Raw genomic sequence first — 19,364 nt, forward strand, 5'->3', positions numbered from 1 at the left:
AGTGGCTCACGGCGTAAATTGGTTACGCGGTGTTTGTGCAAGTAATAAAACAAAAACGGAGAACTTATGAGTTACTTTTATTCATTTTGGGAGGGCGATAATGACTATATGGCTTAGTGCTGGCATTATATTTACGCTACTTGCTGTTATTACTATTTTATTTAAATGGGGTAACGTACGCGTAGTAGGCGTAACACCAGTGAGAACGTTTACTTTTATCGCAATCTTATTTACCTCAGGCCTAGACGTTGGCCTAATCATGTTTCCATTAACCGAATTTGCAGGTTATGCAGACATAAAAGCAAGCCCAGAATACACGTTTGCAAACCCACTGGCTATTGAGTTTGGCTATTGGGGATTCTTGATCTGGGGATTTTACTTTCTTACGTGCTTTTATTTCTGTGTAATAGAGCCCAAAGTTAAATTTTTCGAAATTTCATGGGTTAAGTTCATTAATAACGTAGTTATTATTGGCACATGTGCCTTTACAGCTTACCTACTGCTTTCTAACTTGCCGTGGTACTTACCAGAGCTAGGCGATGGTTCGAGCGTTATACCTACCTTCTACTTTATTGTATTTGCAGCTATTTGCTTTGCTGTGTACTCAAGTACAGATATTAAATACGTGCGCTTTTTAAGTATTTCTACAACTTGGTTATTTATCGCATTAATTGCCTTTATGTGGGCTGGTGCCTTTGTCGTTGGTGACAGCGAAATGTCGGCATTTACCAATAACCTTGCTGAAATTGGTACTTACTTTGCCAATATAAATCAGTTTGTTTTACCGCTTAATGACTACCATGAATTTTATCTATTTTGGTGGTTTGCGTGGAGCATTATGATTGGCCAATTTACGTCTCGCTTTGTAGGCGGCCTTAAAACATACCAAGTATTAGGTGCAATGTTGATATTTCCCTCTATTCCGATTGCGATTTGGTTTAGCGTACTTTATCACTACCACGAAATGGGTATTTCAACAGCGGGTATTAAAAACTTTGCCATGGTATTTGTTGGGATAGTGTTTGTTATTAATTCGCTTGATTCATTAATACGCTTATACACAGATAACCTTAACTTAACGGTTAAACGTTTAGGTAAAATGAACTATATGATACTCAATATTGTTGCCCTTTCGTTACTAACCCTATTGTTTAAGCTTGAGTTTTTACAAATTCAATGGGTTGGCGCGTTAGTAATTGCACTGTTTTTTGGCTGTGCTGCGTTTATTGGCTACAGCAAGTTTAAAACGGTTAACAATATAGACAGTTCGCCAAAAGCAAACAAAATAGATTACACAAAAATAGAAACTGTACATTAGGGATCAACAATGAATAACAAACTAAAACAACTAGCAGTAGCGCTACCTTTCGCACTTTTATCAACAACGGTGTCAGCTAACTGGTCAACAACCATTACAGCAGCATCTGACTATACTTTTAACGGTGTAACTCAAACTGATAGCGACCCTGCAATTCAAGCAAGCCTTGATTACGCGTTCGACAGCGGTGTTTATGCGGGTGCATGGGCATCTAATGTAGATTTTGGTGATGACACTGATTTTGAACTTGATGCCTACCTAGGTAAATACGTGCAATTAACTGACAAGGTTAGCGCTGATTACGGTATTGCTTATTACACATACCAAGGTAATAACAGCGATGCTAACTACGCCGAAGCCTACACAAAATTTGGCTATGCAAGTGAGTATGGTCAAACAGAGCTAAACTTTTGGTATAGCTGGGATTACTTTGGTACAGGCGCTGGCCATGTTATTTCTATGATTGCCCACACCTTTGAAATTGCCCCAAATCATGCCATTCGTGCAAGCTTTGATATTTCTAATTCGCTTGATGGCGAAAAATGGGCATGGGATGTAAACCAAAAGAAATCATACAAACATTACCGCCTAGCGTACCAAACTAGCTACGAAGGCTTTGGTATTGAGATTGCTGCTGAAGACACAAGCCTAGATTACGATTACGCTGATGAGCGTATAGTACTTGCTATATCACGCACATTCGATTTATAAAATTGTAGTTGTTAGATTCTACAAACAAAAATGCCACTTTTAAAAGTGGCATTTTTTTTAATAAATTTTAAGGCTTTAGCCCTAAAGAACTTAGTTTTATTTAGGGGCAATTAAGCACAATACAGGGTTTAACGTTTTGTGGGCTAAATAGCTGGGCCAGTGAATGCTTAAGTTAATCGCTATCGGTAGGGGCAATTTAATACCATAGCCTGAGCCTAAACCCCTACATAAGCTATTAAATTACCTATAATAAACAGGCTCTAACTTTCTATTTCCCACGCGCTGGTGCCAGCTGCAGATAAGTTAGCCGTATTTTTACGCAAAACTTTGTTACCCACATTGATGGATGATTGAGGGCGACTAACCAAATAACCTTGCACAGAGCTTACTCCCATGCGTTTTACAAGTTCAAACTGCTCGATTTCTTCTACGCCCTCTGCCACTATTTTAAGTCCTAACTTTTGACCTAATTCGCTAATAGTATTAAGGATATCATTGTACTTTGGACTTTTATCGGCTTGAGAGATAAACGAGCGATCTATTTTTATTACATCAATGGGCAAATCAGCCAATGTACTTAATGAACTAAAGCCAGTACCAAAATCGTCAATAGCAATCGTCACACCTTCTGCTCGAAGCCGCTCAAGCTCTTCAATCATACTTTTACTGGCTTTAATAAACGTAGACTCTGTTATTTCTAGCATTAAAGAATGCGATGGCAGCCCTGTGTTTTTTAGGTTTTTCATTATCCAATCGTACACTGAGCGGTGCTTTAATTGCACACCCGATACATTAACCGAAATTTTTACTTTGCGCATACCGGCATTATGCCATGCCGCCATTTGCCTACACGACTCATGCATAATCCAATCGCCGAGCTCTAAAATAAGGTTAGACTCTTCGGCAATAGGTATAAACTCCGCCGGTGAAATCATTCCTTCTATAGGGTGATCCCAGCGTGTAAGCGCTTCAAAATAATCTATCATGCAATCTTCTACATGCACGATAGGTTGAAAAGATAAGTAAAAGTCTTTACACGCAACCGCTAAACGCAACTCTTCTAATAAATAGTGATAGCGGCGCATTTTATTACCCATCTCTGGGGAGTACACTTTAAAAATGCCTTTACCATCGCTTTTTGCACGGTACATTGCCACATCGGCCAATTGCAATAATGCTTGTGGTGTTGATGCGCTCTCTGGGTACGCCGCTATACCAATACTGGCGCTAATTTTTATTATTTTATTACCCAGAACAAAGTCCTTTTCAAGTTCACTGAGTACGTGCTTAGCAATATCGACCACTTTATTATCGGTATCTACTGACTCAATAAAAATTGAAAATTCGTCACCGCCTAAACGAGATAAATTTTGCTCTAACTGATTAGCCTCGTTAATATTACTTAACTTATGATGGCGTAATACGTTGGCTAAGCGCGTAGCAACCTGTACCAAAATTTCATCACCAAAGCTGTGGCCAAACGAGTCATTTACCTGTTTAAAGCCATCTAGGTCAATAAACAATAAGGCGCATTTAAGCTGCTCTTCATCAGTAAAATTTATTTGCCTATCTATATGCTCAATATAAGCATGGCGGTCAATGAGCAAAGTTAGCTTATCTTGGCAGATACTTGTTTGTGTTTGCTTTAAATAATTAGCAACATGGGTATTTAAATTGTTTATTGACTGGCTTAAATTACCCAGCCCTGATGGGTTGTCGTGTTGGGGTTGTAGGTTAAAGGCTACAAGCAATTGATTAGCGTTGTTATTCAGTTGTGCAATTTGATGCTGATAAGAGATTTTTTTACGCTCTTTACGAATAATTGTAAAGCCAACAAACAATACCATACACACCAATATAAAGTTTATTGGCGACGTTAACGTCATTAAAATAAGCTTTGTTGCGTTTGCAGCGATAAATTCCGAGTCGGTAGTTTTAACTAACAAAAAATCGGCAGAAGGCTGGTGTATTAAATAGTGCCCATTGAGCATAGGGTTATACCAAGGCGCCATTTCGAGCGTTGTATCTACAATATCAAAGTGGCGCAAATCTATATCAGGGTTGAATAAATTAATGCGGTTAATCTGGTTTGTTAGTTCGATGTTTAAACAAAAGCAAAATAAGATAAATACAAAAAAAATGCCGCCTAAGGGTTTAAATTTATTCATCAATAAAATCCATCTAAATTACTTATCCTATAAACCCGTTACTAAAAGACGATTATATCGCCTGTTTTTAGTACTAAGCAAGCCATAGCACAGTCCTTATTCATTAAAATTTTAGAACTGTACTCAAAAAGAATAAATTAATGCTTAATAATTAACTAATTATAGAGTGTGATGAATAAAAATAAACCACTTTGTTAAAGTTACATATTTTGGCTTAACAACCTATAGTTGCCATGCATAGCTCACTTTTGTAAAAAATGTACGTTGATCTCTTTCAACGTGTTTTAGAGAATCGTCTTGATAGCTTTTATCTGAGTAGCCTAAATAAAATAATGTTTGAGCATTAATTTTGTACGAGTAAACTAATTGGCTGCCATAGTCTTTATTAATGTGGCTAACTTGGTAGTAGTAGGCGTCTTTATTTCTGTCAATGTCTTCAAATTGTAATATAAGCTTGAGCATAGCGCGCATGCTAAATTTATAATAAAGCCTAAAATCTAATAAGTTAGCAGTATAAACTCGCTCCCCTTGAGGGTTATCTAAAACGCTGTAGTTATGCGTAGCGTCTACTTGCCAATGATCGTTTATATCCCACGTAACTTGCGTTTGCGTTGCATAGGAATCGCCAATTTGCTCATTGGCGTAATCAATGCGGCTGCCATACTCACCATAAAACGAAAGCCATATATTATTTTTAGGTTTAAAGCCCGTATAAACAAAGCCAATATTTTGGTTATAAAAAGCATCATTATAGTTTTCATAACGATGCAGTAAGCCAATTTCAAAAATAGACTGCTTTTGCCCTTTTAATGTTATAAACCCTTGGTATTCTTCTTCAAGTAGGTCGCCATTTTGCGCCCATGTTTTATCCCAATCAGCCTCATAAGACCATGACGTTAATAAGCCAGACTCATCTGCATACCAGGTTTGTCCGCCCCCAAAGCCTACGTTCTCATAATCTACTTTTTCTTGATAACCTAAGTCAATGCGATAATCTTTACCTATGTTTTCGTAGCTGGCAAACAAATTGTAGTCACGTTTATCACGGGTAAATTCTATAGCGTACGCTTCATCAGATTGAGTTTTAGATAAGTTATAGTTACTTGTTAAAAAATCAGAGTTTTTAGAATCTGTTGTAGCTACCTGGTAGGTCAGTAGATCTGATTGATTAAACCAATAGCTGCCATCGACTGAAAGCACTGTATTGTAGTAATCATCGTTTTCGCGGTGAGTCGTACTTAGCCCTATAGTGCCTTGCTGGCCAATATCGTATTGATAGCGCGCCGCTGCTGCATGGGTTTTATCTTCTAAAATTGCAAAACCAGAGCCTTGATTTGTTGGCAATAAAATATTGCTATTATTGTCATCGGCATACATAAATGCATAGCTATGTTGCCCTGTTTTACCTGTTAATTTTGCCCCAACTTCAGGCTCTGCAATAGTGCGGGTATACAATAGTTCAAATAAACTGCTTTTAAAATAAGATGCGCCATCTAAAAAAAATGGTCGCTTTTCTGCATAATAAATTGAGTACGTGGTATTTACATCAAGGGCTAACGCATCACTTTCTATTTGCGAAAAATCTGGGTTTATAGTGGCATTAATTACCGCATCTTGTGTAACCCCCCAGCGTAAATCAAGGCCAGCTTCGGTGTCTATATCGCCATTATCCCACTGCCCTGGCAAGGTAGCTTTTGAATCATTTCTGAGCGCCGTAAGTGTAGGCGTTAGTTGCAGATTTTTACTGGCTTTTATATTTTTAAAACCATTTAATTTATCAAACTGACATAAACTGCATTTTATATCTCGGTCAAACCCCATGTTTGAAAGCTGATACAGTACATCACGTTGGTAATTTCGCATAAGGGCAAAGCCCCATGTTAAATCTGTTTTATTTTCAGGAAATCTCAGTGCTTTAAAAGGTATACGCATTTCAACCACAAACCCTTGGTCGGTAATTTGCCCTGCGCTATCCCATATTGCATCCCAAGACGGGTCTGATTGCCAGCCATCGGTGTCACTCATTCGCGTATCACCTTGCGCACCCAATGGGTTTACATAAAATTCGTAAGCTGAACGTTCGTCGTTAAAAGTGTCAATAATTAAAATAACCGTATCATCTTGCCAAAGCGTATCTCTGTCGCGAAGAGAAGCTGTTATTTCGCTCGGCTGTGGATCTTCGGCTACAAAAGCAACATATAAGTTGCTGCCATCTTCATACATGTAAGCATCAGTTTTAACCGGTGGGGCGCCCTTTTCGTTAGGCTCATCTTGAAATGCTATAGGAACTAAAGTGGCATTTTGCCAGTGGGGCTCATCAATTACGCCATCTACAGTAATATCTGCATTTATATGTACAAGAGAATGCTGCTGTTTTTCACTGGCATAAAGGTGGTTAGAAAATAAAAGTGCTAATAAAAAGGGGAATAAAGCACTGCATTGTTTTTTTATAATTATTAAGTACTGCATAAACATCCATTTAGACGTATTTACCCTTAAAAGGTAAACTTATTTATGCAGTGTAATTTAAGTCAGTACATTTGTTAATAGCTTGATACTAAAAACAATAGCTTTTTTAACTAATTAATATTAAAGGCTTAATTTAAAAGCTAGGTTTCAATTAATTTAAGCTTATTAGCCACACCATTCCAACTATCGGCATCAGCAGGCGCTGGTTTTACCTCAACAATGCGTGGCCACACCAATGCAAGCTCAGCATTAAGCTCGGTAAACTCTTTTTGGTCTTCTGGCAGCTCGTCTTCTTGGTAAATTGCTTCAGCTGGGCACTCTGGTACGCATAATCCACAATCTATGCAATCAATAGGGCTTATTGCTAAAAAGTTAGGGCCTTCGTAAAAGGCATCTGCAGGGCACACTGCCACACAATCTGTGTATTTACACTTAATACAGTTTTCGGTGACCACAAACGCCATAATAGTTTAAACCTAGTAATTAATTATCTACAGCGCGATCATACCCAACCCCATTAAAAACACAATAAATATGTGCCATCTGCGGTCAATTTAACGTAATATATGCGCCCTTAATGTATAGCCATTACGTGCCCTACACTTCTTATTGTGAGCGGATACTATTACCGCTAAGACACCTAAAAGAGATAACAATGATACGTTTAACCGAAATAAAGCTGCCGCTTGATCATAATGAAGACGCTATAGGCCAAGCCATAGTTGATAAACTAAAAATACAGCCAGCGCAGCTACACAGCTACAATGTGTTTAAACGTGGGTACGATGCACGTAAAAAAACGGCTATTTTACTTATTTATACCCTCGATATTGAAGTAGATAACGAAGAAGCGCTGTTAAACGCATTTGCTAAAGATCAGCACGTAAAACCAGCCCCCGATACCTCATACAAATTTGTTGCCCACGCCCCCGCTAACCTTACTGAGCGCCCTGTAGTTATTGGCTTTGGCCCGTGTGGATTATTTGCGGGCTTAGTGCTGGCTCAAATGGGTTTTAACCCTATTATTTTAGAGCGCGGTAAAGAAGTACGCGAACGCACCAAAGACACCTTTGGCTTTTGGCGTAAACGCACCCTTAATACAGAGTCTAACGTGCAGTTTGGCGAGGGTGGCGCAGGTACATTTTCAGACGGTAAACTATACAGCCAAGTAAAAGATCCAAAACATTACGGGCGTAAAGTTATCACCGAATTTGTAGAAGCCGGCGCACCAGATGAAATTTTATATGTAAGTAAGCCACACATTGGTACGTTTAAACTTGTTACCATGATTGAAAAAATGCGCGCACGTATTATTGAACTTGGTGGCGAAATCCGCTTTAGTACCCGCGTAGACGATATTCATATAGATGATGGTCAAGTAACAGGCTTAACGCTTTCAAACGGGGATAAGCTAAATACCCGCCATGTAGTACTTGCTGTGGGACATAGCGCCCGTGATACCTTTAAAATGATTCACGATAAAGGCATTTATGTAGAAGCTAAACCGTTTTCTGTGGGCTTTAGAATCGAGCACAAGCAATCGATGATTGATGAGTGTCGTTTTGGGCCTAACGCGGGTAACCCCATTTTAGGCTCTGCTGATTATAAACTCGTTCACCATTGTGATAATGGCCGCACAGTTTACAGCTTTTGTATGTGCCCAGGAGGGACTGTTGTAGCCGCAACCTCTGAAGAAGGCCGTGTTGTTACTAACGGTATGAGCCAATACTCTCGGAGTGAGCGCAATGCAAATAGTGCCATTGTTGTAGGTATTACACCTGAAAAAGACTTCCCTGGTCACCCGCTTGCCGGCATTGATTTGCAACGTAGACTAGAAGAGCAAGCCTATGCATTAGGCGGCAGCAACTACGATGCACCAGCACAGTTAATTGGCGACTTTTTAAAAGGAAAAGCATCGGGCGATTTAGGTGATGTACAACCATCGTTTACACCAGGAATAAAACTCACCGATTTAGCAAATGTACTTCCGCAGTTTGCTATCGATGCAATACGCGAAGCTATTCCAGCCTTTAATAAGCAGATTCGTGGTTTTTCTACAAACGACGGTTTATTAACAGGGGTAGAAACCCGTACATCATCACCTATTAGTATCAAGCGCGATAAAAGCTTCCAAAGCATAAATACTAAAGGTTTATACCCAGCGGGTGAAGGCGCAGGTTACGCAGGTGGTATTTTATCTGCAGGTATTGATGGTATTAAAGCGGCTGAAGCCGTTGCACTCTCAATGTTAGAAAACGCTTAACCCTTTTAAGTTATTAATCAAAAACCTCACTTAGTGAGGTTTTTTTTGTTTAAACCTTGAGCTAAATTGAGGCACAAAAAAACCTGAGTAAACCTCAGGTTTTTAAAAACGCTACACTTACTTTTTAAGGGTAAGCTTGGCACCTTTTAAGCTTTTACGCACATTCGAAATACGTGAGCGATTTACCGCACGTGCTTCGCCTGTTGCTTGGCCTGTTGGCTTATTAGTACGGCTACGGCGTAAATGCGCTGGTTTTTTACCTATTTTATCAATAAGTACTTCACGGCTACTTACTTCATAACCCTCTAAGTAAACACGTTTGATTTTTTGGCCAATTAACGACTCTATTTCAAACAAGGTGTTTTCTTCTTCGCGGCTTACAAACGAAATTGCTTGGCCTTGATTACCAGCACGACCTGTACGGCCAATGCGGTGTACGTAATCTTCTGCAAGCCATGGTAAATCAATATTAATTACTCGTGGTAGGCCTTCAATATCAATACCACGCGCTGCAACTTCGGTAGCCACTAATACACGTACTTTGCCTTCTTTAAATTCACGAAGTGCACGTCGGCGGTTACCTTGCGATTTATCACCATGACATACAGTGGCAGGAATACCATCAAGGTTAAGCTCTTTAACCAGCTCATCCGCCGTTTCTTTCATGTTTACAAACACAAGTACCTGTTGCCAGTTCTTTTTACCAATCAGCTCAGAAAGCAGCTCTTGTTTACGACGCTCTTCAACTGGGTACACAACATGCTGTACTGTACTTGCAGTACTATTAGTTTGATCTACGCGAACAATTTCAGGCTGTTTTAATACTTTTGCTGCAAACTGCTTAATAGCCGCTGGAAAAGTGGCTGAGAAAAGTAAAATTTGGCGCTGCTCGTCACAACTTTTAATAACACTTTGCATATCTTCAATAAAGCCCATATCAAGCATACGGTCGGCTTCATCAAGTACTAAGTGTTTAACGCTTGCTAGGCTTAAATTACCTAAACGAATATGATCAAGTAAGCGCCCTGGGGTTGCAACTACAACATCTACGCCGTCTTTAAGTGCATTTGCTTGGCCTGCGGTATTAACACCGCCAAATAAGCTCACTACTTTTAAAGCGGTATGTTTTGCATAGGCTTTAAAGTTATTTGCTATTTGCTCTGCCAGCTCACGAGTTGGCGCAAGCACTAACGCGTGTGGAGCATTGCTCGTACTTAGCTCAGATTCAGTTAATTTTTGGATGATAGGTAAAGCAAACGCAGCCGTTTTACCTGTGCCTGTTTGGGCACTTGCTAAAACGTCTTTACCTTTACGAACAGCCGGAATAGCTGAACGCTGAATGGGCGTAAGGGTGTGGTAATTAAGTTCGTCTAACGCCTGAATAAGTTCAGGGGAAAAGCTAAAAGATTTAAAATTCATGCTGTATAACCTGCGGCCACATTTATCAAGGGTCGCAAATTATACAGCAAAAAAGCGTCAACAGTTAGTGATTAGTGTTTATTAATACAAACTTATCACTAAGATAGGATGAGCACATCATCGTTATTTAAAACGTTAGCTTTATTGCCCACAATATCATCAACGTTAAGCTCGTTTATTAAGGCCTCGCCTTGTGCTTGTTGCTCATCGCTCAGTGGCACATACGGCAATCTAAATACGGGATTTACCGCGCCTGTCATCATCATTGCGGTGTTTATTGCAATCGGGTTTGGCTCGCAGAATAGCCAGTTCATTAAAGGTTGTAATGAGGTATTTAACGCATCATTTTTAGTATCCATTAACTGGCGGAACAACCCTGGTATAAGATTAGATGTGACCGATATAACACCGTGTGCATTGTGTGTGTGGCGTGCATCGTGTGCTTCGTCATCGTTACCTGACCAACACGCAATGCCTTGCTGTTCGTAATGGGCAATACGCTCGTTACCGCCACATTCTTTTACACCAATTAAATTAGGGTGTTTTGCTAATGGCTCAATAATATCAGGGGTTAAATCTTGCCCTGTGCGCCCTGCTACGTTGTAAATAAACGCAGGGCCTATATCGAGTACACGTTTAAAGTGCTCGTTAACACCGGCAATAGAGGTGCGGCCATAATATGGGTTAATTTGCAGCGCGACATGCATACCACTTGCAAAGCCATACTTAGTGGCTTTAATAGCTTCGCGGGTATTATTGCTACCCGTATTCCCTACAATCACGAGCTTATCGCCATATTTATTTGCACTGTGCGCGATAAGCATTAAATGCTCTTCCCAGTTCATTAGCTGGCCTTCGCCGGTTGTACCACCAACCACAATGCCATCTACACCCGCTGCAATTTGTATTTCAACGAGTTCATCGTACTTTGCTAAATCTATTTCACCATTGGCTAAGTATGGGGTTTTAATGGCGGTAATTAAGCTTGCTTGTTTAATTTGTTCTAGGGTGCGCATAAAAATTCATTATTTATAAAACTTGCGCTATTTGTAACATACTTGCACGCATTTTTGCAGGCCTAAGCGAATAATAAACGTAAAATGGCTTGTGTTATTTAGTTTGATAATACAAAATACAGACACTGTACATTTAAACAGTATTTGTATTTTTAACTTTAAGCGAGCCATTATGCGTTTATCTGACTACTTAGCCACTCATTTTTATAACACCGATGAGCTTTGTCATGCTTTAAATATTGATGCCGAGCAACTAGATACATGGCAGCAGCAAAGTATTTTTCCTAAACCAAGTTATTGCATAAAAAGCCAATTAAGTTGCAGCTCGTACTCTGGTTTGTATGAATGTGAAGAGTACGATGACTATTACCCGCGCGGCTGTGTAAATTGGGGGCAAGGGCTAATAAAACAAAAAATTGAATCCTCAAGCAATGCCTTTAATTACTTTGCGCAGCAGTACACGGCAAGCCTGAGTAAACTTGCCCAGCAAGGTTTTAGATTTAATGAAGAATTATTTGGCTGCGAAATAGACGAGCATTTACAGCAAGTGTGGCAACAGTTTTTATGTAGCAAATACGGCGTACTGACACAAAACGGTTTAATTGACGAAATAGTATGTGTGGATATAGGCCGCTTGCTGGTAGACGATATTACTGAATTGCGCACTAAAGGAAGTTTAAACCAGCAAGAGCGTACGCAGCTTCACCCCGCGATGAAGTTACTCAATAAAGCATTAGGCCACGGCGCCGATCACGAAAAACAACACACATTGCGTGCCCGTTACATAGATGCACTTATTTTAAAGTACGATTTATCGATTAAATAAAATGGCTGAGGTTTTAATACGAGGTGGGTATTTAAAAGACTAAGTAACGCAAATGGCGATGTAAGTTTACGCCGCCACTGTATTTTACTCATTAACTAATATTAAGAGTGCTTTTTACTAGCCGATGGTGTTGTACACATCAATATTACTGCTTGTTACAAGCCCGGTAACTTGGGTACCAAATGCTTTGTAGTGAGGCTCTTGTTTATGAGCTTCAAAGTGTTCTTGCGACGCCCACTGCTCACTTACAAGGTACTCGGTTTTGTCTGAGTCACGTTTAACCGACAACTCGTAACGCAAACAACCCACTTCTTGACGTGAATACTTTTGCAGATTTTCGAGCGCAGTTAAAACAACCTCTGCGTCGATATTTTTGCTCGCTATAGTGGCAATTACCGTTAACATACGGAGTCCTTTTAAAAAATAAAGGTGCAGCTTTGCTACACCTAATGTTGTTTTGCGTATTTTATTACTGATCCCACTGCGGCGCAAAATCAGGCGTTGCTTGGCGGTCGCCACAATCAAGTCCGTCAATACGAGCAATGTCTTCAGCGTCTAACTTAACATGGTCATTAAAGTTATCTTCTAAGTTTTTACGCTTAGTTGACGATGGAATAGTGGTCATGCCGTTGGCATTAATCCATGCAATAACTACTTGCGCTGGTGATGCCTCATGCTTATTAGCAATATCAATAATAGTTTGATCTTTTAGTACTTTACCAACTACAAATGGCATATACGCTGTAACGTGAATGTCGTGCTGGGCACAAAAAGCGCGTAGCTTAGTATTGGTTAAATACGGATGCACCTCAACTTGGTTAGTAAATATCTCACGCGAATCAAGTGTTTGCATTGCTTCGTTTAAGTTGGCAATAGTAAAATTAGATACGCCAATATGTTTTGTTAAACCAAGCTGCTTAGCTTTTAAAAGCTCCGTTAGGTACTCACTCATTGGCTCATCATTTGAAGGCGCAGGCCAATGAATAAGCAGTAGATCGACAGAGTCTACTTGTAATTTCTCGAGTGACTTTTCAACGCTGGCAATAAAGTCAGTTTTGTTAAGCTTGTTGTTCCACACTTTGGTGGTTAAAAATATTTCGCTGCGCGGAATGTTACTATCTTTTATGGCTTGGCCTACTTGCTCTTCGTTACCATAAATTTGCGCAGTATCAATATGACGAAACCCCACTTCTAACGCCATTTTTACTGAATTGTAGGCGGTATCGCCTTCTAAACGGAATGTTCCCATGCCTAAATCTGGCATTTCTATTACACGTTGTGTCATGGCTCTATCCTTATAAAATAATCGGTTAAAAATACAAACTGTTTAAAGTTTTACGAAATACACCTTTTACTTCTTTTGTGTTGTCACCTAAAAATTTATGACCTCAATACAGGTAATGAGGTCATAAATTTAAGTTTCAACCTTAACAGAATACTTTATGCTTGTTTCACTTCTCGCTTATCAAGCATGCCACTGTAACGAGTTACTACTAATGCTAGAGCGGAAATTGCTGCGCCAATCCAAGCGGTATCTTGAAGTGACATGCCCTCTACTACACTGCCACCAATAATTGAGCCCAGTGCGATACCAATATTAAACGCTGCTATGTTTAAGCCCGATGCGACATCTACCGCATTAGGAGTATGCTTTTGCGCCTGTTTTACGACATAAAGCTGTAAGCCCGGTACGTTACCAAACGCAAATGCACCCCAAACTAGAATAGTCAGTACGGCCGCTACTTTTGACTCCATCGTAAAGGTAAAAGCCAATAAAATAATTGTCAGCGCGCTAAATATAATACTCAGTGCGCTAATTGGGCCGCGTTTATCAGCCAGATTTCCGCCCCAAATATTACCAATGGCTACCGATACACCGTAAACCAGCATGATTAAACCAATCGCTGAAGGAGCAAAACCTGTTTCTTGCTCTAAAATAGGTGCTAAGTAAGTAAACGCAGTGAACGTGCCGCCGTAACCTAAAATTGTCATTAAATATACGAGTAATAAGCGCGGCTTAACAATAACCTGAAGCTGCTCTTTAAACGTTGCAGGAATAGACTGTTTTAAGTTTTTTGGTACTAAAATAGCGCTGCCAATTAAAGCAATTAAACCCAGTACCGACACCACTAAAAACGTTGCTCGCCAGCCAAAGTGTTGGCCAATCCAAGTCCCTAGTGGCACACCCGTCACTAGCGCTACAGTAAGTCCGGTAAACATAATAGCAATAGCACTGGCTTCTTTATCTTTACTTACTAAGCTTGTGGCAATCATTGAGCCAATTGAGAAAAACACCCCGTGAGCCAAGCCTGTTAAAATACGCGCTAGTATTAATGTTTCGTAACTAGGCGCTTGCCATGCAAGTAAGTTACCTAAAACAAATAAGCCCATTAAGCTTATTAGTACAATTTTACGGTTCCAACGCCCAGTTAGTGCGGTCAGTACTGGTGCACCAATGGCAACCCCTACTGCATATAAACTAACTAGCAAACCGGCTGAAGGTAGGCTTACGCCTAAATCGTTTGCAATAGTAGGCACTAATCCCACTATTACGAACTCGGTTGTTCCTATTGCAAAAGCGCTTAAGGTGAGCGCCCACAAAGCCAATGGCATAATTAAATCCTCATTATTAGTTAAGACTTACAGTTTGACTAAAAATGTGTTTGCAAAAAATAGCATTAGTGACAAAATACTTTTGTAATTAATGAAAAAGTAAGGTGCTAACGTATGGCTCAGCATGCAAAAACCGAAGACTTAGAAATGTTTTTAACGGTAGTAGATAGCGGAAGTTTTTCAGCAGCAGCTAATTTGCTTGATCAGCAAGTAGCAAAAGTATCGCGGGCCGTGTCTCGCCTTGAACACACGTTACAATGTACATTACTAAATAGGACCACTCGCCGATTAGAGCTAACCGAAGAGGGCCATACCTTTATTAAATATGCTCGCGATGGCTTAAACACCTTACAAACCGGCGAAGAGGCAATAAAGCTTTTAAAACAAGCCCCTAGTGGAAAATTACGTATTGATGCAGCAAGCCCCTTTGTACTACATCAATTGGTACCTTTAATTGCTGAATTTAATACGCAATATCCCCACATTACGCTCGATATAACCTCCCACGACAGCATTATAGATTTGCTCGAACATAAAACCGACTTAGCAATTCGTATAGGTGAGTTAAAAGACTCTAACCTACATGCAAAAAAGCTCGGCGTAAGTAAATTGCATTTAGTTGCAAGCCCTAGTTACCTTAAAAATACACCGACTATTTCGCACACCAGCGACTTAACCCAGCATAAACTCATTGGTTTTACCGACTCGCCTAAACTTAATAACTGGCCGCTAAAATCGCCCACAGCTTTAAATTTTGGCCTAACCGCAAGTAGCGGCGAAACTGTACGCCAACTATGCTTGGCAAACCAAGGGGTGGCGCTGCTTTCGCACTTTATGATTGGTGATGATTTAAAATCAGACAAACTAATAGAAATACTGCCAGGGAGTATTAGCACGCCAAACAACCGCGAAATTGTGCAAGCGGTGTATTACAAAAACAGTGCTGTATCGTCGCGTATAATGGCTTTTTTAGATTTTATAAAACCACTGCTGAAATTGTAAGTGACGTTTTTATACCAAACGCTTAATTAAGTAATCTATATTGTGACTGGAAAAACGTGTGGATAGCTAAGCAAAAAATTGGCTATTTCGTTGTTCTCAGCAATTGCTCCTGCATTGCTCTACCTTCTGCATCCATGCAGTCGTAAATTAAAATTTTTTAACGCAGGTAGCGACACGTTTAGCCCCGCAATATGATTAAGTATTATTGTGGATTGGTATTAAGCCCAAGGGCAGCATAACTAACACCCTAAATAAAAAGGAATAAAATGGACTCGTTAACGCAGGTAGTTTTAGGTAGCGCAGTAGGTTACGCCGTATTAGGTAATAAAATTGGCCGAAAAGCCGCTTTATGGGGTGCTGCTTTAGGTACTTTACCCGACTTAGATGTTTTTATTCCTTATGGCGGGCCAGTGGAGGCATTTACTTATCATCGCGGTTTTAGCCATTCGTTTATTGTGCACTTATTAATTAGCCCCCTTATTGTTTGGCTTATTTTAAAAATACACTCCGGCATGCAAATACATAAAGCGCGCTGGTTTTGGCTGGTATTTTTATGTTTATCAACCCATGCATTACTTGATAGCTTTACAGTATATGGTACGCAATTAATATGGCCGCTTAGCGAGCACCCTTTTGCTATTTCAAATATATTTATAATCGATCCCCTGTACACCCTGGCGTTATTGTTGGCCTTTCTGTGCACTTTAATACCTAAAATACATACACCGCGCATTTATAAAATTAACGCCGCTATGCTTGTGCTCAGTAGCCTTTATTTATGTAGCTCTCTTATTTTAAAAGTAATAATTAACAATAAAATAGACGCCGCGTTTGCACATAAACACATACACATTAATAACTATGTAAGCACCCCCGCCCCACTTACGACCTTGCTATGGCGAGTTGTAGCGATGTCTGATGGGCAATATTACATAAGTTATGCCTCGGTATTTGACTCCCCTGAAGAGGTTACAATAAACCGCTATAACACAAGCCCCGCTTTGCTAAACGATATTAAAAATGAATGGGGCATAAAACGTTTGCAGTGGTTTACTAAAGGTTTTTATAGCGTGAAAGAGCAGCAAAATAAAATTGTTTTATCTGACTTACGTATGGGCATGGAGTGTTATTACGTATTTAATTTTGCAGTTGGCGAAAAAACTAACAAAGGAGTGCAGGTAAGCAACTTTGAAAAACTAAATCAGCGCTCAAATTTAAGTAGCCTAAGTAAAGTGTGGGATAGAATTTGGAACCCTGATGTCAGTTTAGCCCCGCCCTATGCAGACAAAAACTGTATGAAAACGCCTTAACTCTCTGATTATAATTGCATTCATTAATCTGAGCTGTGGTTATAATATTTAAGTTTGCTTTCGCTAGCTAAAAATTTTAAGTGAAAACAAAACAAATTAGCAGCTTGAGATAATTTTATTATCCAAAGCTCAGGTTGGTGGTTAATTAATAAGGCGCAGCTAAGTGAATGTTTAACCAGCGCCTAAGTATTAATTTTGGTGCTCGTATTGGCCGCGGTATACCTCAAACACTTTTAAAACAGTGTGCTGTTCTTTATTTAGATTATCAAACCAATCGTCAAATAGTTCGTCGTTATCTTGCTCACTTAACGCCATATATTGTGCTAATAGCTCAATAATATCGTTGTGTGTACAGTCTATTGGATTAATTTGCTCAGATAAGACTGTGTGATCGCGCTCTCTAAGGGTTTCCATCACCCCTTGGTCTATTTGTTCTTGTTGTGCTGCGTCGCTCATAGCTTACCTCTAAACCGTAAAAATTTTCTTGTTAACACTTTTTATATAGTTATAACAGCCTAAAAACTAATAGCCAGTATTTTTGGTTTAAGTGGTTATTTTTTGAATTGTTTGCGCAATTAGCCAGCAAAAATACCAGTAAATGAGAGTAAAAATCATTTGCACAAATACCGTAAACGCGATAACCTATGGTTATATTATCACATAACACCTTGAGGCGTATTATGAAACCTAATATCCATCCAGATTACAACGTGGTTGCTTTTCACGATACAGCTGCCGATAGCTACTTCATTATTGGCTCAACCATTAAAACAGACCGCACTATTGAGCTTGAAGGGAAAACGTATCCGTATGTGCCTATTGATGTGTCTAGCGACTCGCACCCATTTTATACTGGTAAGCAAAAAACAGTGGCTAGTGACGGCCGTGTCGCGCAGTTTAACCGTCGCTTTAAAAACTTATCTACTGCCAAAAAAGGTGAGTAATGAAAGTATTAAGCTCGCTTAAAAGCGCTAAGCAACGACCAGGATGTCAAATAGTGAAGCGAAAAGGACGTGTTTTTGTAATATGTAAAGACAATCCACGTTTTAAAGCAGTACAAGGAATGAAGAAAAAATAACACTAATTCCGTGAAGTATACGGGTAAACGATACATGTTTACCCGTATTTTTTATTTAACAACTACAGAAAACTCAGGTTGGGCCTGAATCACTTTTTTAACAGTACACGTATTAACCGCAGCAATAAGTGCTTTTTTATATTTTTGAGGAAAGCCATCTGGTAAATTAATTTCGATAGAAAATAATTTTTTACCTTCTTCATCTACGTTTTCATTATTTTGCGTAAGCGTCATCCCTTGTGTAGAGATATCGCGTTGCTCACAAAATTTACGTGCATAAAACCCAGCACATAGCACCATGCTTACTAAGAAGTAGTCAAACGGTTCTGGGTGTTCGGCACCGCCACCAGCATTAATACTTTGATCGCTTATTACTTCAAGGTCGCCAAATTTTGCACTTTGTTTTTGACCCTCTAACAATGACACTGAAATTTCCATTACTATTCCTTAATTAATCTGCACCCTAGATAAGAGCTTTACTAAAATATTGAAAAATGAGCATTCAAACTACTTAATCTGCAGCTATACATTTTATTAAAACATCACAAATCTGCGCATCAATAATGCGCTACTGCGAAAAAGTTAGCGTAGGTAGCGCTGAAATAACTGCTCGACATTAATTTACAAAAAAGCTGAGGTTAATTACCAAACAATAAGTCAAAAAAACCCGGAGGCTCGTGCAACTCATGATACTTCTTGCGTAAATCATCTATATTTTTAAGGGCTGGCTTTGCTGCATCAAGCCCGCGCTCATTCGCTAATTTTTTTGCCAACTTTGCTTGCGCAATAACTTTGTCTAGCCCTTGTAGCGACATCTGTGCTTCTTTATGAAAGGTCGCTTTTTTACTGGTTTCAACCAAAGTAATAAACTTATCTATGGCGGTATTAAAGCCACCTATACCTACTGCTTGCACCGCATTTTTATAAGCAAGGCCTGTATTTTTCATATTAACTTCGAGATCAACTTCTTGCTCTGAAATGGCCGCAGTACTAAATACAAAAGTAAAAATTAAAACTAAAAACTTCATGGTAAAACCTATTTATAAAAAACAGTATAAGTGTATCAAGTTTACGTAATAAAGTAACTCAAGGTGCATAGGATGCTAGATAACTGTAAAGGGGCTTTACAATAAACGAGTAAATAACAAGTATTACCTTTATAAATGTAACT

19 protein-coding genes are annotated in these 19,364 nt (G+C 39.4%); 8 read left to right on the plus strand and 11 right to left on the minus strand.

The annotated features are described in order from the left end of the window. Positions 1-100: 100 nt before the first annotated feature. Both NQT65_RS09995 and NQT65_RS10000 read left to right on the plus strand, forming a co-directional pair. Complete coding sequence (locus NQT65_RS09995) at positions 101-1,318, plus strand: BCCT family transporter (RefSeq protein WP_256851093.1); 1,218 nt, start codon at positions 101-103, stop codon at positions 1,316-1,318. A 9-nt stretch (positions 1,319-1,327) separates the two neighbouring features. Then, positions 1,328-2,029 carry a TorF family putative porin gene (locus NQT65_RS10000; protein WP_256851094.1) on the plus strand — a complete coding sequence of 234 codons (702 nt, stop codon included), beginning with the start codon at positions 1,328-1,330 and terminating at the stop codon, positions 2,027-2,029. Positions 2,030-2,289: 260 nt separating this feature from the next. Here NQT65_RS10000 and NQT65_RS10005 read toward each other — a convergent pair whose 3' ends face one another. From NQT65_RS10005 to fdxA, 3 genes are all read right to left on the minus strand, one after another. After that, entirely contained in the window at positions 2,290-4,197 is a 1,908-nt protein-coding gene (locus NQT65_RS10005; protein WP_126008955.1) for a putative bifunctional diguanylate cyclase/phosphodiesterase, read from the minus strand. Between the two features lie 222 nt (positions 4,198-4,419). Then, complete coding sequence (locus tag NQT65_RS10010; RefSeq protein ID WP_256851095.1) at positions 4,420-6,666, minus strand: carbohydrate binding family 9 domain-containing protein; 2,247 nt, start codon at positions 6,664-6,666, stop codon at positions 4,420-4,422. Positions 6,667-6,806: 140 nt separating this feature from the next. Then, entirely contained in the window at positions 6,807-7,130 is a 324-nt protein-coding gene (gene fdxA / locus NQT65_RS10015) for a ferredoxin FdxA (RefSeq protein WP_029774458.1), read from the minus strand. A gap of 191 nt (positions 7,131-7,321) precedes the next feature. Here fdxA and NQT65_RS10020 point away from each other — a divergent pair, with 191 nt between their 5' ends. After that, complete coding sequence (locus tag NQT65_RS10020) at positions 7,322-8,929, plus strand: NAD(P)/FAD-dependent oxidoreductase (RefSeq protein WP_256851096.1); 1,608 nt, start codon at positions 7,322-7,324, stop codon at positions 8,927-8,929. A gap of 117 nt (positions 8,930-9,046) precedes the next feature. Here NQT65_RS10020 and NQT65_RS10025 read toward each other — a convergent pair whose 3' ends face one another. Both NQT65_RS10025 and dapA read right to left on the minus strand, forming a co-directional pair. Further along, entirely contained in the window at positions 9,047-10,348 is a 1,302-nt protein-coding gene (locus NQT65_RS10025; protein WP_004586461.1) for a DEAD/DEAH box helicase, read from the minus strand. 98 nt (positions 10,349-10,446) lie between these two features. Then, positions 10,447-11,364: a 4-hydroxy-tetrahydrodipicolinate synthase gene (gene dapA / locus NQT65_RS10030; RefSeq protein ID WP_256851097.1), complete on the minus strand. Its 918-nt coding sequence runs from the start codon at positions 11,362-11,364 to the stop codon at positions 10,447-10,449. Between the two features lie 172 nt (positions 11,365-11,536). Here dapA and NQT65_RS10035 point away from each other — a divergent pair, with 172 nt between their 5' ends. Next, positions 11,537-12,190: a DUF6058 family natural product biosynthesis protein gene (locus tag NQT65_RS10035; protein ID WP_256851098.1), complete on the plus strand. Its 654-nt coding sequence runs from the start codon at positions 11,537-11,539 to the stop codon at positions 12,188-12,190. A 117-nt stretch (positions 12,191-12,307) separates the two neighbouring features. Here the strand turns inward: NQT65_RS10035 and NQT65_RS10040 are convergent, their stop codons facing one another. The 3 genes from NQT65_RS10040 to NQT65_RS10050 all read right to left on the minus strand — a co-directional run bounded on the left by NQT65_RS10040 (position 12,308) and on the right by NQT65_RS10050 (position 14,803). Beyond that, complete coding sequence (locus NQT65_RS10040) at positions 12,308-12,595, minus strand: putative quinol monooxygenase (protein WP_126008963.1); 288 nt, start codon at positions 12,593-12,595, stop codon at positions 12,308-12,310. 64 nt (positions 12,596-12,659) lie between these two features. Further along, positions 12,660-13,475, minus strand: a complete 816-nt coding sequence (dkgB, locus tag NQT65_RS10045) for a 2,5-didehydrogluconate reductase DkgB (RefSeq protein WP_004586484.1) — start codon at positions 13,473-13,475, stop codon at positions 12,660-12,662. 155 nt (positions 13,476-13,630) lie between these two features. Beyond that, positions 13,631-14,803: an MFS transporter gene (locus tag NQT65_RS10050; protein ID WP_256851099.1), complete on the minus strand. Its 1,173-nt coding sequence runs from the start codon at positions 14,801-14,803 to the stop codon at positions 13,631-13,633. Positions 14,804-14,917: 114 nt separating this feature from the next. Here NQT65_RS10050 and NQT65_RS10055 point away from each other — a divergent pair, with 114 nt between their 5' ends. Next, complete coding sequence (locus NQT65_RS10055) at positions 14,918-15,805, plus strand: LysR family transcriptional regulator (protein WP_256851100.1); 888 nt, start codon at positions 14,918-14,920, stop codon at positions 15,803-15,805. Between the two features lie 266 nt (positions 15,806-16,071). Then, the gene (locus NQT65_RS10060) at positions 16,072-17,115 is read left to right on the plus strand and encodes a metal-dependent hydrolase (protein WP_256851101.1); all 1,044 of its coding nucleotides are present in this window, start codon (positions 16,072-16,074) and stop codon (positions 17,113-17,115) included. 189 nt (positions 17,116-17,304) lie between these two features. Here the strand turns inward: NQT65_RS10060 and NQT65_RS10065 are convergent, their stop codons facing one another. Then, positions 17,305-17,571: a hypothetical protein gene (locus NQT65_RS10065; protein WP_024031803.1), complete on the minus strand. Its 267-nt coding sequence runs from the start codon at positions 17,569-17,571 to the stop codon at positions 17,305-17,307. A gap of 224 nt (positions 17,572-17,795) precedes the next feature. Between NQT65_RS10065 and NQT65_RS10070 the strand changes: the two genes are divergently transcribed. Together NQT65_RS10070 and ykgO are read left to right on the plus strand one after the other, a co-directional pair. Beyond that, positions 17,796-18,059 carry a type B 50S ribosomal protein L31 gene (locus tag NQT65_RS10070; protein ID WP_004586488.1) on the plus strand — a complete coding sequence of 88 codons (264 nt, stop codon included), beginning with the start codon at positions 17,796-17,798 and terminating at the stop codon, positions 18,057-18,059. Further along, positions 18,059-18,193 carry a type B 50S ribosomal protein L36 gene (gene ykgO / locus NQT65_RS10075; RefSeq protein ID WP_004586489.1) on the plus strand — a complete coding sequence of 45 codons (135 nt, stop codon included), beginning with the start codon at positions 18,059-18,061 and terminating at the stop codon, positions 18,191-18,193. The genes NQT65_RS10070 and ykgO overlap by 1 nt, the downstream gene beginning before the upstream one ends. Positions 18,194-18,244: 51 nt before the next feature. On the opposite strand, the gene NQT65_RS10080 is transcribed toward ykgO, so the two are convergent. Beyond that, positions 18,245-18,631, minus strand: a complete 387-nt coding sequence (locus NQT65_RS10080; RefSeq protein WP_004586490.1) for an OsmC family protein — start codon at positions 18,629-18,631, stop codon at positions 18,245-18,247. A gap of 200 nt (positions 18,632-18,831) precedes the next feature. Continuing rightward, a complete protein-coding gene (locus tag NQT65_RS10085; protein ID WP_024031804.1) occupies positions 18,832-19,221 on the minus strand; it encodes a cytochrome b562 in 390 nt (129 codons plus the stop codon). Positions 19,222-19,364 lie beyond the last annotated feature (143 nt).

Origin of the sequence: Pseudoalteromonas agarivorans, from assembly GCF_024518735.1 — a bacterium.
GTDB lineage: Bacteria > Pseudomonadota > Gammaproteobacteria > Enterobacterales > Alteromonadaceae > Pseudoalteromonas > Pseudoalteromonas atlantica.